The following is a 13388-nucleotide window of genomic DNA, read 5'->3' as shown; positions in this document are numbered from 1 at the left end:
GAAACAAAGGAAGGAGGCGAGTCAACTGCGTTTTTCAAGGAATCAAATTTTAGGCATCATTGTCGTGATTTTTGGTATTAATCTATTTCTCAAAATTATTGGGATCGGAGCCGATTTGTTTTGGCCTGTGTTTTTTGCGCTTGCGGGCTATTGGCTGCACTCAAGATCCAAACGTTGGCTCGGTTCAGTTTCCTATATTTTTGCCGGCTTTCTCTTTTTAAAATTCCTGCTCAATATTACGTTTAGTCTCACAGGATATTTATTTGCGGCCTTTTTGATATATGCCGGCTATCGCTTATTGAAAAACAAACCCGTTTTTGATGTCGATAAAAAGGAAGCACCGGAGAGCAATAAGCCTTCTCTGAAAGTCAATCTTGAAAAAGAGGGCGAGCAAAAGAAAACAAAAAGCCAGACAAAGCCGCGCAAGGAGCATGACTTCTTTATCGGTGAAGTCAGACTGATGAAAAAGCCGTTTCAATTAAGTGATCTGACGATTTCAGGGTTTATCGGAGATGTCAAAATCGACTTATCAAAGGCCATCATCGCAGAAGAAGAGAGCACGATCGTAATAAGCGGGCTCATCGGAGATGTGGATATTTTCGTGCCGCAGGATATTGAAGTATGTGTGAGTGCTTCGGCTGCCATTGGTGATATGAAAATTATTGATGAAAAAAGAAGCGGATTCGGCAGTAAAGTGTATGTGATGACCGACAATTACGATGAGAGCAAACGAAAAGTGAAAATCTCCATCTCTTTACTGATCGGAGATGTGGATGTGAGATACTTATGAGGAAACTCCATCTAGGTATCCAGTGGCAATCTATTCGTCTTGGAGTAGGGATCTCACTTGGTGTTGTTATCATGACGATGCTGCCCATGTTTTTTTATTATCAGCTTGATCCGATGATTCTCCTCTCTACCCGCTGGTTCGGCATCCCGTTTTTTTGTATTTTACTGATCATTAGTCTTGCCATTGGGGTTTCTGCCTCACATGTATTTGGCTATCAGCATAAAAAGCGTCTTGATCAGCTTGTAGAGTCGATTTTAAAGTTTGAAAATGGGAACTTTGCATACAGACTGCCGTCTCTTGGCGATGATGAAATTGGCTTAGCGGCAGACCAATTAAATGAAATGGCGAAACGAGTAGAAGGTCAAGTAGCCTCTTTGCAAAAGCTCTCGAATGAGCGGGCAGAATGGCAGGTGCAAATGAAAAAATCGGTCGTCTCCGAAGAACGTCAGCGTCTAGCACGAGAACTGCATGATGCGGTCAGCCAGCAGTTGTTTGCAATTTCAATGATGACCTCTGCGATTCTTGAAGGCATGAAGGAAAAGGATGAAAAGATTTTAAAGCAGATGCGCTTAGTCGAACGAATGGCTGGCGATGCACAGAATGAAATGCGTGCGCTTTTGCTACATCTCAGACCGATCACCCTTGAAGGAAAAGACTTGAAAAAAGGCTTGATTGAACTCCTAAATGAATTTCAAGCAAAGCAGCCGATTGATATTGATTGGGAAATAGAAGATGATGTACCGCTCTCAAAAGGAGTAGAGGATCACCTCTTCCGAATTGTACAGGAAGCCCTGTCAAATGTGTTCAGGCATGCAAAGGCGACAAAGGTGACGGTGCGTCTGCTCATTCGAAATCGGCAGGTGCAGCTGAAGATTATCGACAATGGGATCGGCTTTCAAACCGATCATGTGAAGACGGCCTCCTACGGACTGGAATCAATTCGTGAAAGAACAAGTGAAGTAGGCGGTGTCGCAGAGATTATGTCATTTGAAGGAAAAGGAACACAAATTGATGTGAAGGTTCCCATTTTTGATGAAGGAAAAGGAGAGAACGTTCGATGATTCGAGTGCTTTTAATTGATGATCACGAAATGGTGAGAATGGGGCTTGCTGCTTTTTTAGAGGCACAGGCTGATATTGAAGTCATTGGTGAAGCGTCAGATGGACAAAAAGGTGTAGAGCTAGCAGTTGAATTACGGCCAGATGTCATTTTAATGGATCTTGTCATGGAAGGCATGGATGGCATCGAAGCAACGAAAAGAATTTGTCAGGAAATTGAAGATGCTCGCATTATCGTTCTGACGAGCTTTATTGACGATGATAAAGTTTATCCAGTGATTGAGGCAGGTGCGTTAAGTTATTTATTAAAAACATCCAAGGCAGGCGAAATTGCAGATGCCATTCGGTCTGCAAGTATCGGCGAACCAAGACTAGAATCAAAAGTAGCTGGAAAGGTGATGAATAAACTTCGTCATTCCTCAAATGAATCGATCCTTCATGATGCATTAACAGCAAGGGAAATGGAAATCTTGAAGCTGATTGCCGATGGGAAATCGAATAAGGTCATCGCTGAGGAACTATTTATTACAATTAAAACAGTGAAGACACATATTACGAACATTCTTTCCAAACTCGATGTAGAAGACCGGACGCAAGCGGCTGTGTATGCACATCGTCATAAGCTGATCCAATAAAATAAAAAAACAGCTTTCAAAAGAAAGCTGCTAGAACATGCGTAAGTTTAGTCCTTCTGTCCTGTGATCGGACGTTCGGATAGTTGATGGAGCTCAGGAACTGGAAAAGCCTCCTGCTCCTCGGCCGATTTGTCTTCTAGGGCTTTCTTCATCTCGGATAATAGCTTTACGCTCTCCTTTGCCAAAGCTGCCTTTTTCTCTTGCAAACCAATGATCTGTGAAAGTCCGACGAATATACCGCCTCCAATAAGAAGGAGCGCAGGGGTTTGTCCATAATAGATCACGATCAAAAATGTGCTTGAAAAGCTGTCGGCTTCAATGAAGAAATCTTCTTTTGATTGCATGAATACAACGATTAACAGGAGTATTCCTAGAATCAAAAATAGAATGCCGGCCGAAAGTAAAGCTCGTTTCATGATTGACACCCTTTTTTTCTTACCATTTTAACATACTCTATAAGGATTGTGTTGCGCCCTTAGTCCCGAAGTCACGGATTTTCACATTTGCTTTGTACTGAATATCTGATTCACTAAAAATCTCATCCCAATGTTTTGCATCTTTTCGAAAATCCTTCGGGTAAGCAATACTCGCCTTTTGATAGAACCCGCAAATATCAGCTTTGATCTCATGCTGTAATTCCTCGATGAAATCTTTTGCATCTTCCTCTAATCGACGCTCCACTGCACGCTCAATTTCTTGAAGATACTTTTCATTAAATGCGTTCTCTCGCTCATTCCAATCCTCAGACAATCTTCCATCAAGCTCCACTGACACATTAAATTGATAATTCCCACTGGCTGTTTTATTCGTTTCAATGTTGTGTTTTAGTTTAAATATCTCAAAAGAATAGATGCTCTGATCATATTTAAATTCAACGACTCCGCCTTTACCGTCCCCAGTCAACAGATTGTATGACTGCACGGCTAACGGAGAGATATTGGTGAGAAAACGTTTGTTTTTAATAATAGAGGCACCGTCGATTATTAATTTCCCTTGATCCACACTGACTTTCGGAACAGCAAAAGATACGTTGTTTTGCATAGCAGAAGAAATATCTCCTAATGAAACGGGCTTGAGCATACGTATAGTCGATTTAGTATTCCCAGAAATATCATATAATGTAGAAGAAGCTGGCTGTCCATCGTCATTGATTTTCAGGATGTCCCCAGGTTTCTCAGGGGTCATAAAGACGAGGCTTCCTCTCCGCGCTTCATTGTCGCGAATAAATTCATTAATGACGAGGTCGAAATTATTCTCATTGATGAGCTCCTCAGAAAATAAATACACCCTTAGCTGCTGCGCGAAAATACGGTGACTTTTAAGTGTTGTTGTTCGGAATATTTGATGTACGGAATCTCCGCTCGTTTCAATAATCTTTGTTGGGTCTTTTACGCTGGATTCTTGCTCAATTTTTTGAGGAACAAGGACTTGCATAGATATTTTAAGCTTATGACCGTCATCTCCTTTATCTAAGCCATAACCAATCGCCATGTTCAGCTCCTCAATATTGGTACTATCCCAGCATCCACTTAATAGAACAAGGATCAGAATTGCAAAGGTTGCGTTCTTTTTCATGCAGCTTTCCGCCTCCTTTTAAAAAACACGATGATAAATAAGAGAAACGGGAGGATACCGAATAAAAGGAAAAATAAATCATTCACATAAGTTAAATAATCACGTACTGTGTCAACATCCTTTGGGAAAATAGCAGCAAAGTAAATGACAATTCCCATTAAAACGAGGACCACCTTTTTAGGAAACTTAGTCAGTTTAGATATACCGATAGCAGCAAAAAATGTATACCCAACAAAGCTTGTATACAGCTGAACAAGCCAAACGATCAGCAAAAAGGATTCAATCCGTTCAATAAAAATCCCCTGTATATCAAACGATTGAAATAAGGCAATTGTCGGCCAAGTCAAAGTCGCTGTTTCTTTCACCGTGAACGCACCAACCACAAGAATATAGGTGAAAATATAGATGATCGCAGGAATCAAAAAGCCGACTGTACCATAAGCAAAGGTGTGTTTTTGCGTGTTCAAATAGGCAGGCATAAACAGCATCATTTCAATGCCTACAAACGAAATGGCTGATGCGTTCAAAGATTTGAAGACAGGGGTGAATCCCTCTCCTAAAACGGGACGAAGGTTATCTAGCTTAAATTCTTGCACGCTCAGTCCGTAAGCGACAAATAAGATGATGAGCGTCACAATCAGAATAAAAGGAAATAGCCTGGCTAAATCACCAATCCCGCCAATCACAAGATAAAGACCGACCACAATAAAGCTAATCATTGTCACCGCTACAGGCGTGTTTTGAAGCAGAAAGAACTTTACCATCTCCGACATAGCCCGTACTTCATAGCTGGCAACGCCAAGAAAATAAATAATAATTAAGAGGTTAGCAAGCGCGCCAATCCATTTTCCAAGTCCCTCATTCGTATAATCATAATATGAGGAGAAGGGTACTTTTTTCATCATCAGGACATTTGCAAAAATAAACACAATGTAAATGACACTCATGAGTAAGAGTGCAATCCAGCCGTCAGGTGTAGCCGCAGCCTGAGCCATTGCACGTGGCAGAATCATCATACTCGCGCCTAGTGTTGTATTCGCAATAATGGCACTTGCCTGATAGCTTGATATCGACTCTTTATGATTGACCATCTCGTTCTCCTTTCTGTTGATTTTTTAAGGGCAATCGAATAATGGAATTGTTCTCGTTTTTATAGCTGAACACAAAATCTGGTGAGAAATACGGTGTGCCAAAACTTTTTTGACGTGTGAGATGGGTAAGGAGTACGAGCATAAACAGCACAATCCCATATAAACCAAAGGTAGCTGCAGCAAACATGGACACAAAACGGAGCACGCGAAAGGACATGCCCATTCCATATTGAGGAACAGTAAAGGATGCAAGTGCAATGACACTCACGATAATCACCATAATCGAGCTGACAATATGTGCCTGAACGGCAGCCTGTCCAATAACAACCCCGCCAACAAGTCCAATCGTTTGACCGAGTGGATTTGGCAGCCTTAAACCGGCTTCCCGCAGCAGTTCAATTGTGATCTCCATGATAAGCGCCTCCACAATAGGCGGAAAGGGGACATTTTCTCTCGTACTTGAGATTGAAATAGCAAGAGTTGTTGGTAAAAGCCCTTGATGGAAGGACACAAGCGCAATATAAATGGCTGATAAAAATAATGTCAGAAAGATCGAGGTAAACCGCAGCATCCGAATGAGAGAGGCAGCGATCCACCTTTCATAATAATCATCAGGTGATTGCATAATTGTGGCGAGCGAAGCAGGTACAATTAACACAAAAGGTGAGTGATCGACAAAAATGGCGACCCGGCCATTGTTTAAAGCAGACGCGACTTTATCCGGCCGTTCTGTGTTTTGAATTTGTGGAAAAGGAGAGTACACATTGTCTTCAATGAGCTCCTCAAGAACACCAGAGTCCTGTATATCATCAATGGTGACTTGCTTGAGCCGCTTTTTGACTTCCTTTAAAACAGGTACTTGTACGATACCGTCGATGTACATGATGGTCACCTGTGTGTATTTCTGTAGACCAATCTTCATATCGATGGTTTTGACATCAGGATTTTTTAAGCGCTGTCTTACAAGCGCTAAATTCGTATTTAAATCTTCAATAAAACCAATTTTTGGTCCTCTTACGACTGTTTCAGAGGTAGAATCCCCTAAATTGCGTTTCTTCGTTCCGTTTGTTTCTAATATATAAGCATGCTGAAATCCGTTAATCAGCACCACGCAGTGACCTTCAAAAATCGCATCAATCAATTCTTCAGAGGTCTTAACCGAACGAGTGGTCATCATGGATAAATTAGATTCCAACTTTTCTTTTGTAAGAGACGCATGATCTTGGAGAAGCAGCTTTAAAAAGGTTTGAATCTCCATCTTTTTGTTCATTTCTTTTATGTATAAATAGTAAACAACTTGCCCGTGAGGCAGCGTTTTTTTCTCATGAATCAAATCGTCCATATCCTTTAACTGCGGGAGGATGACAGAGAGATTATCGTATAAGTGCTCTTTCAGTGGAGTTTGATTCAAATGGATCACCCGCCTCAAATAACTTTTTCTTAGCATTACCTGCTTGAAAAAACAATATTCTGTGTTACATTATTTTGTGGTAAAAGAAAGAATTAGGGTTTTGGAGGAAACAAGATGGCGCAAATTCGTTTAGCAGGAACAAAAGAGGAGATTGACCGTATTCTACAGTCGTTTGACAAGCATTATGAAGTGACATATACATCAAAAGATTACGGAAAAACGAACCCAAAATACAAATATTCGAAAGATGTCCGCGTTTATATTGAACTAAAATTAAAATAAAGATAAAATTTTAATTGAAAACGCTTAAAGGATTTTGGTTTTTTGTATAGAATAGAGTTGAGTGTATAGAAGCTATGGAGGGATACATAATGACAGAATTTAGAATCGAAAAAGATACAATGGGCGAAATCAAGGTGCCAAAGGACAAGTTCTGGGGTGCACAAACACAACGAAGCAAAGAAAATTTCAAAATCGGTTCTGAGAAAATGCCAAAGGAAGTTGTGAATGCGTTTGCAATTTTGAAACGTAGCACAGCGATTGCCAACGAACGTCTTGGCAACCTTGAGAGCGAAAAAGCAGAAGCAATTGCTGCTGTATGTGATGACATCATCAGCGGAAAGTATGACGAGCATTTCCCGCTTGTTGTATGGCAGACAGGCAGCGGGACACAAAGTAACATGAATATGAACGAAGTCGTTGCAAATAGAGCAACTGCTTACTTGAAAGATAAAAATAGTGAGTTCAGCATTCACCCGAATGATGACGTCAACCGCAGTCAAAGCTCAAATGACACATTCCCAACTGCTATGCACGTGGCAGCTGTTTTAGCTGTGTACAAAAAGTTATTGCCTGCGATTGATCAATTGAGAGCGACTCTTGATGAGAAAGCAAAAGCCTATCAAGAAATTGTGAAAATTGGTCGTACGCATTTGCAAGACGCAACACCACTGACAGTAGGTCAAGAAATTAGCGGCTGGGTGTACATGCTGGACCGTTCAAAAGAAATGATTCTAGAATCAACTGAAAAAATGAGAGAGCTTGCGATTGGCGGAACAGCTGTTGGTACAGGAATTAACGCACATCCTGAGTTTGGTCAATATGTCGCTGAGGAAATCAGCAAGCTGACAGGTCAAAATTTCAATTCTTCACCAAACAAATTCCATGCGCTGACAAGCCATGATGAAATTACGTATGCACACGGTGCCCTAAAAGCACTTGCAGCTGATTTAATGAAAATTGCCAACGATGTGAGATGGCTGGCAAGTGGTCCACGCTGCGGAATTGGTGAATTGATCATTCCTGAAAATGAGCCAGGAAGCTCCATTATGCCAGGTAAAGTGAATCCAACTCAAAGTGAAGCTTTAACAATGGTTGCAGCACAAATTATGGGGAATGATGCAACGATCGGTTTTGCTGCCAGCCAAGGAAACTTTGAGCTGAACGTATTCAAGCCGGTCATCATCTATAACTTCTTGCAATCAGTAGAATTACTTGCTGACGGTATGAACTCATTCCATGACAAGTGTGCCATTGGAATTGAACCAAACCTAGAAACAATCGAGAAAAACTTGAACAATTCATTGATGCTTGTGACGGCACTTAACCCGCACATCGGATATGAAAATGCAGCGAAAATTGCAAAGCTTGCTCACAAAGAAGGTTTAACGTTAAAAGAAGCAGCACTTCAATTAGAGCTGTTAACAGAAGAGCAGTTTGAAGAGTTTGTGAAACCAGAAGAAATGGTGACACCGAAAGCAAAATAAGAAACCAGGGGCGGCTGCCCCTGGTTTTTTTCATTGAATGTGATGTGAACAAAAATGAAACCCAAGGAATGCCTTGGGTTCTACAAATGGTCCTCTTTCAAAATACGCAAAAGTGATTCGGAGTGGGTTCGGAGCGGTGTGTATAATTTTAATTGATGCAGCATGCCTTTCACGATAACTTGTCTAGGTTTCTGTTTGTTTAATTCATTTTCTAAAATGCCAAGTGCTTCAAATAAATCAGGCTCGTCTTTCACTTCATAGTGTGCCTCAGCCTGCTCTCTTAGTTCTTTTAAAAGAGATTCTGTCAGCGGGTCGAATGACCGTTCATAAATAGGACCAAACCAATCGCTCGCTTGATCTACAGAGATGAGCGGAAGATCATGTCGCTCTATCATACCGCCCATCAAATCATCAATACGGTGAATCATCGTTGCGGCTAGCTCCTCAGCCTCCAGCTGAAAATCATATAAAATCGCAAGCTCGAAATATACGTGGCTCATGCCCTCAATCGTCAAACAAAGATCAGCCATATAAGGAATCGCTGCATCTCCATATACTTGCTTAATGTTATCAATGTGAAGCTGAATGGTGGCAAGTCTGATTTGTTTTGCGAGCTGCTGCGTATCTTCATTCATTGGCAATGCTCGATCACTTAGCTGCATTTTAATAAAATCCTTTTGCTGCAAAATATTATCGTAGTAGACAGTGAGCTGTTTACGGTAGGCTTCCTTTGGTGTGCCGCCCTCTGTTTGAACCTCGTGAATCCGGGTAAATACCTTATCGTAATAGTAATGCAAGATCGAAATGAGCAGTGCTTCCTTCGATTTGAAATAAAGGTAAAACGCACCCTTTGACATGTGGCATTCATCCGCAATTTCCTGAACAGACGTTGTATTGTAGCCTTTGCTGGCAAACAATTTCATGCCAGCCTCAATGATCATTTTCTCTTTCTTTTTCAATATGAATGTCATCCTTTCTTACCGAGAGACAAATGTCTTAGGAAACGTGCGCAAAGAGATGTGACTTATCGGTCATAAACGACGAAAGTTTTCAAAAATTAATCAGATTGTAACTTGTTTTTTACAGTGTAATTCTTTATATTATAAAGTAAGGTGACCAACTGGTCAAAATATGTGAAAGGATGATGTTCCATGAGAGAAATCGATGATATGATGAGACGCTTGCGAACAAAAGGAATTCAAGTAGAAAAAGTCAAAATGCCGAAAGAGACAACCATTGAAAAGAAATGGATGTATCAAGCTGGCAAGAAAATTAAAGCCACATACCGTGATTTTAATGGGTATTCATTCATCTAAAAAAGACTGCGGTCAAAAACCTACAGTCTCTTCTTTGGAACCGTGATCGTGTAACGTACACCTAGTTCATCATTTTCAATAGATATAGACGCTTGATGCATGGAGAGAATTTTTTTGACAATGCTTAATCCAATACCGAATTCGCCCTTTTTTCCCTTACTAAAAGGTTCGTATAGGTTGGATAGCATATGTTCTTCAATTGGAGGACCGTCATTACGAATGACAATGCGTATTTGATCCTCTTCCTGTTTCATATGAATATCAATTTTACTTTTTGCGTAGCGAAGTTGATTTTCTAGTACATTCTCAAATAATTTGCTCCATTGTTCTGGATCGCCTTCAAGAGCAGCCTCATCATCTAAGTCCACGTTCCACTGCAATTCATTTTTCGACCAGCGTATCCGGTCGACCACTTCCAGCATCGTATTACTGAGTAGGAAGGAAGCATGTGCAGGGTGTTGATTTGATAAATAATCAAGCTTTGTTAAGTACAGCAAATCCTTGATTTTCTTCTCAAGCTTTTCCGCTTCACCTTCAATGACTTCCACCGTTTGTTCAAGATCTCCCTTAGGAAAAATACCATCTTTAATCGACTGCGTATAGCCGCGGATGACCATGACAGGTGTCTTTAAGTCATGTGATATATTTTGCAAAAGAGTCCGTTCTGTTTCATCCTTTTGAATGAGTTTTTGTCTCATTTCTTCAATGGTATGACCAAGCTTTCCGATCTCATCTTGCCGGTCAACGATGACAGGATCGTCCCAGTCTTCTTGTGCAATCCGCTTCACGTGCTTTTCAAATGCAACGATTGGACGGGATAAGTAGCGGGCAAGCCAAATCGATGGAATCCAGCTTAATAAAATAACGGTGCCCAAGATAAAGATCAGCTGTTTAAACAGTGTAAAGGACAGGTCATCTCGATAAGAGTCTGGCGCATAAGACAACAGAATATATTGTGTATTGCCTGTTGATACTTTTTTGATGACAAAAAAGATGTGCTGGCCGTTCACCTCTTCAGAATAGCGTTTCGTTGCGCTTTTTTGTTTTTTCACAAAGGCTTGGATTTTCTCAATAAAAGCGTGCGGGAAAAACTGTGCCATTTGGTTTAATTCATCTGACGGAATCAGAATGTGCTGCACCGAGCGGTTTTCCGGTGTCGACTTTGGTGAGCCGTCTCGGTTCAACGGATATTCTGTGAGCACCTGTTGTTCATTTTCGATATTTTTATAAATTTCATTCGTGAAAAAGTTACGTAATGTATTGGAAAATAGGATGATCAGGACAATCGAGATGGTGAGTAAAATACCAGAGATGACGATCCAAATTTGAAAAGCGAGTGGTTTGTTCTTCATCCTTTTAGCATCCTATAGCCAAATCCATAGATGGTCTCGACCTTTAAGTCGGGCATTTTTTTGCGCAATCGTCTGACAAGGTCATCCACCACACGATCTGTCCCAAAGTAATCGTGTCCCCAAATTTTGACGAGAATATCTTCACGAGAAAAAGCATGTCCTTGATGATGTGTAAATAAAAGCAGCAAGTCAAATTCCTTAGAAGTTAAGTTAATAAGCTGATCTCCTTCATACACCTCTCTTACATTCTCATGAATGACATAAGAGGAAACGGGTGTAACACTTTGCTGCTGCGGAGTATCGCTGTTTTTATACACAAGCTCAAGCAGCTTTTGCACCCGAATGATCAGCTCGCGCGGAAGAAATGGTTTCGCAATATAATCACTGCTTCCCAGCTCTAAACCGAGGACACGATCAATATCAGCGTCGCGTGCTGAAATGAAAATGACCGGTACGTCAGGTGATGCGGCTTTGATTTCTTTAATCAGTGTGTAGCCATCTGTATCAGGCAGCATGATATCTAAAATCCATAGATGCGGCGGCTTATTCATTGCTTCGCGTGCCGCTTCTCCGGTTAAAAAAGAGGAGACATTCCAATTTTCACTCTCTAAATATTTGGTTAAAAGTTCGTTTAAGTTTTGTTCATCTTCCACTAAATAAATGGTGTACGACAAAGTCTTCCACATCCTCTCAACGTCATTATAACGGGATATAAAGGCGGCATGTCAACAATCTCATGCTTTTTTCACAATTTCACATATTCTTCTCATTATTATCCCATAATGTTTGTTTATGATAAGCTCAAGGGAAAAAAGGGCATAGACAAAAGGCAGATCAATAGGTGCTTTTCACGAATGTGCGCACCTTGCTTTTTTTCTATGAATAAGTATTATATAATTTGACTTATTGTCATGTAGTATCTTCAATGATGTTGCCATTAAGAGGACATGAGTCCTATCTACACATATGAATCAAGCAAGTCATGAACATGATGTAAAGGAGTGTAAGCGATGGATTTTCGAAGAGAAGATGAAGAGAAGAAGTTGAATCAAGAAGAAGATGTACATCAAGAGAATGAGAAACAAATAGACGAACCTGAAAAAGAAAAGGAAGTCGTTTTTCAACCTCATGAAAACGAAGCTTCTGCCACTCAGGAGAGTGTGACAAACCATTCTCCTCAAATGGGGGATGACCGTGCGTCGAAAAAGGAGAAAAAGCGGAAAGCAGCATGGCTCAGTCCGATCCTTGGCGGAATTATTGGCGGCGGCCTTGTGCTTGGCATTACACCGCTTTTGCCGCAGTCACAGGACACAACAGCAAACAATCAAACGCAAACAGCGTCAAGTGAACCAGCGGCCTCTGAAAATTTCTCAACAAAACAAATCACCAATGCTACGAATGTTTCTGATATGGTAGAAGATTTAGAGCCAACCATTGTGGGAGTCTCAAACTATCAATCTACCCAAAATTCGTTTGGCCTTAGCGGTGATTCAACAGAAGCTGAAGCTGGAACGGGTTCTGGTGTCATCTTTAAAAAAGATGGCAAAAAAGCGTACATTATTACAAATAACCATGTAGTCGAGGGTGCCAATAAACTGAAGGTCACACTTTATGACGGAAAAACAAAAGACGCGAAGCTTGTCGGCAGTGACGTGATGACAGATTTAGCGGTTGTAGAAATCAATGCAGACGGCATTGATAAAGTGGCGAGCTTTGGTGATTCTTCTAAGCTCCGTGCTGGAGACAAAGTGATCGCAATTGGAAACCCGCTTGGTGCCCAGTTCTCTGGTACTGTAACAGAAGGGATTATTAGTGGTCTTGATCGTACAGTTGAAGCGAACACGTCATCTGGTACGGTGGAAATGAATGTACTGCAAACAGATGCAGCGATCAATCCAGGAAACAGCGGTGGACCGCTTATCAATACAGATGGTCAAGTCATCGGTATCAACAGCTTAAAAATTAGTGAAAGCGGTGTGGAATCACTTGGCTTTGCGATTCCAAGTAACGATGTCAAACCGATAGTAGATGAGCTGTTGAAAAACGGAAAGGTTGAACGTCCTTACCTTGGCGTACAAATGATTGACCTTGAGCAAGTGCCTGAAACATATCAAGAAAATACGCTCGGCCTATTTGATAAACAAATCGGCAAAGGGATTTACGTAAAGGATGTATCAAAAGGATCACCTGCACAAAAAGCAGGCTTGAAGTCTGGAGATGTCATCATCAAGTTTAAAGGGAAAAACGTGGCGAACAGCTCTCAGCTGAAAGAAATTTTGTACAAAGAAACAAAAGTCGGCGATAAAACAACAATGACTGTCATTCGTGAAGGGAAAAACAAAAATCTAGACATTACCCTTGGACAGTCTGAAACTGAATAAATGAAAAAACAGG

14 protein-coding genes are annotated in these 13388 nt (G+C 40.9%); 7 read left to right on the top strand and 7 right to left on the bottom strand.

From position 1 onward, the window contains the following. Positions 1 to 25: 25 nt before the first annotated feature. From liaF to liaR, 3 genes are read left to right on the top strand one after another with little or no spacing between them, the layout of a single operon-like run. Positions 26 to 790, top strand: a complete 765-nt coding sequence (gene liaF, locus SB660_RS10265; protein WP_410582554.1) for a cell wall-active antibiotics response protein LiaF — start codon at positions 26 to 28, stop codon at positions 788 to 790. Then, positions 787 to 1851, top strand: coding sequence for a two-component system sensor histidine kinase LiaS (gene liaS / locus SB660_RS10260; RefSeq protein WP_058013713.1), 1065 nt, complete (start codon positions 787 to 789; stop codon positions 1849 to 1851). The genes liaF and liaS overlap by 4 nt, the downstream gene beginning before the upstream one ends. After that, the gene (gene liaR / locus SB660_RS10255; protein ID WP_410582394.1) at positions 1848 to 2483 is read left to right on the top strand and encodes a two-component system response regulator LiaR; all 636 of its coding nucleotides are present in this window, start codon (positions 1848 to 1850) and stop codon (positions 2481 to 2483) included. Before liaS ends, liaR begins: the two co-directional genes overlap by 4 nt. A gap of 47 nt (positions 2484 to 2530) precedes the next feature. Here liaR and SB660_RS10250 read toward each other — a convergent pair whose 3' ends face one another. Genes SB660_RS10250 through SB660_RS10235 form a run of 4 tightly spaced genes read right to left on the bottom strand, consistent with a single transcriptional unit; the run spans position 2531 to position 6560 of the window. Then, entirely contained in the window at positions 2531 to 2899 is a 369-nt protein-coding gene (locus SB660_RS10250; RefSeq protein ID WP_339163848.1) for a hypothetical protein, read from the bottom strand. A 37-nt stretch (positions 2900 to 2936) separates the two neighbouring features. Continuing rightward, a complete protein-coding gene (locus tag SB660_RS10245) occupies positions 2937 to 4058 on the bottom strand; it encodes a Ger(x)C family spore germination protein (protein WP_410582391.1) in 1122 nt (373 codons plus the stop codon). Then, positions 4055 to 5149, bottom strand: coding sequence for a GerAB/ArcD/ProY family transporter (locus tag SB660_RS10240; RefSeq protein WP_180310122.1), 1095 nt, complete (start codon positions 5147 to 5149; stop codon positions 4055 to 4057). Before SB660_RS10240 ends, SB660_RS10245 begins: the two co-directional genes overlap by 4 nt. Beyond that, the gene (locus SB660_RS10235) at positions 5136 to 6560 is read right to left on the bottom strand and encodes a spore germination protein (protein WP_180310123.1); all 1425 of its coding nucleotides are present in this window, start codon (positions 6558 to 6560) and stop codon (positions 5136 to 5138) included. Before SB660_RS10235 ends, SB660_RS10240 begins: the two co-directional genes overlap by 14 nt. A 114-nt stretch (positions 6561 to 6674) precedes the next feature. Here SB660_RS10235 and SB660_RS10230 point away from each other — a divergent pair, with 114 nt between their 5' ends. Further along, the gene (locus SB660_RS10230) at positions 6675 to 6842 is read left to right on the top strand and encodes a YvzF family protein (RefSeq protein ID WP_003213147.1); all 168 of its coding nucleotides are present in this window, start codon (positions 6675 to 6677) and stop codon (positions 6840 to 6842) included. An 89-nt stretch (positions 6843 to 6931) separates the two neighbouring features. After that, complete coding sequence (gene fumC, locus SB660_RS10225; protein WP_180310124.1) at positions 6932 to 8326, top strand: class II fumarate hydratase; 1395 nt, start codon at positions 6932 to 6934, stop codon at positions 8324 to 8326. An 80-nt stretch (positions 8327 to 8406) separates the two neighbouring features. Here the strand turns inward: fumC and SB660_RS10220 are convergent, their stop codons facing one another. Then, complete coding sequence (locus tag SB660_RS10220) at positions 8407 to 9285, bottom strand: TetR/AcrR family transcriptional regulator (RefSeq protein ID WP_410582388.1); 879 nt, start codon at positions 9283 to 9285, stop codon at positions 8407 to 8409. A gap of 192 nt (positions 9286 to 9477) precedes the next feature. Between SB660_RS10220 and spxO the strand changes: the two genes are divergently transcribed. Next, positions 9478 to 9642 (top strand): anti-adapter protein SpxO, encoded by a 165-nt coding sequence (gene spxO / locus SB660_RS10215; protein WP_095285802.1) that lies wholly within the window; start codon positions 9478 to 9480, stop codon positions 9640 to 9642. Positions 9643 to 9662: 20 nt separating this feature from the next. Here the strand turns inward: spxO and SB660_RS10210 are convergent, their stop codons facing one another. Together SB660_RS10210 and SB660_RS10205 are read right to left on the bottom strand one after the other, a co-directional pair. Then, positions 9663 to 10994, bottom strand: coding sequence for a sensor histidine kinase (locus SB660_RS10210; RefSeq protein WP_306011175.1), 1332 nt, complete (start codon positions 10992 to 10994; stop codon positions 9663 to 9665). Beyond that, on the bottom strand, positions 10991 to 11668 hold the full coding sequence (locus tag SB660_RS10205) for a response regulator transcription factor (RefSeq protein ID WP_169055670.1): 678 nt from the start codon (positions 11666 to 11668) through the stop codon (positions 10991 to 10993). The genes SB660_RS10210 and SB660_RS10205 overlap by 4 nt, the downstream gene beginning before the upstream one ends. A 336-nt stretch (positions 11669 to 12004) precedes the next feature. Between SB660_RS10205 and SB660_RS10200 the strand changes: the two genes are divergently transcribed. After that, entirely contained in the window at positions 12005 to 13375 is a 1371-nt protein-coding gene (locus SB660_RS10200) for a S1C family serine protease (protein ID WP_323639308.1), read from the top strand. Positions 13376 to 13388 lie beyond the last annotated feature (13 nt).

The sequence above is a fragment of the Bacillus sp. SIMBA_005 genome (genome assembly GCF_046535585.1).
Taxonomy (GTDB): Bacteria; Bacillota; Bacilli; order Bacillales; family Bacillaceae; genus Bacillus; species Bacillus pumilus.
Note: the sequence above shows the minus strand (reverse complement) of the source record. Positions and strands in the feature narration are given on the sequence as shown.

Coding starts and splice junctions, on each gene's coding strand:
- liaS (WP_058013713.1), top strand. CDS start 787: ATGAGGAAACTCCATCTAGGTATCCAGTGGCAATCTATTCGTCTTGGA.
- liaR (WP_410582394.1), top strand. CDS start 1,848: ATGATTCGAGTGCTTTTAATTGATGATCACGAAATGGTGAGAATGGGG.
- SB660_RS10250 (WP_339163848.1), bottom strand. CDS start 2,899: ATGAAACGAGCTTTACTTTCGGCCGGCATTCTATTTTTGATTCTAGGA.
- SB660_RS10245 (WP_410582391.1), bottom strand. CDS start 4,058: ATGAAAAAGAACGCAACCTTTGCAATTCTGATCCTTGTTCTATTAAGT.
- SB660_RS10240 (WP_180310122.1), bottom strand. CDS start 5,149: ATGGTCAATCATAAAGAGTCGATATCAAGCTATCAGGCAAGTGCCATT.
- SB660_RS10230 (WP_003213147.1), top strand. CDS start 6,675: ATGGCGCAAATTCGTTTAGCAGGAACAAAAGAGGAGATTGACCGTATT.
- fumC (WP_180310124.1), top strand. CDS start 6,932: ATGACAGAATTTAGAATCGAAAAAGATACAATGGGCGAAATCAAGGTG.
- spxO (WP_095285802.1), top strand. CDS start 9,478: ATGAGAGAAATCGATGATATGATGAGACGCTTGCGAACAAAAGGAATT.
- SB660_RS10210 (WP_306011175.1), bottom strand. CDS start 10,994: ATGAAGAACAAACCACTCGCTTTTCAAATTTGGATCGTCATCTCTGGT.
- SB660_RS10200 (WP_323639308.1), top strand. CDS start 12,005: ATGGATTTTCGAAGAGAAGATGAAGAGAAGAAGTTGAATCAAGAAGAA.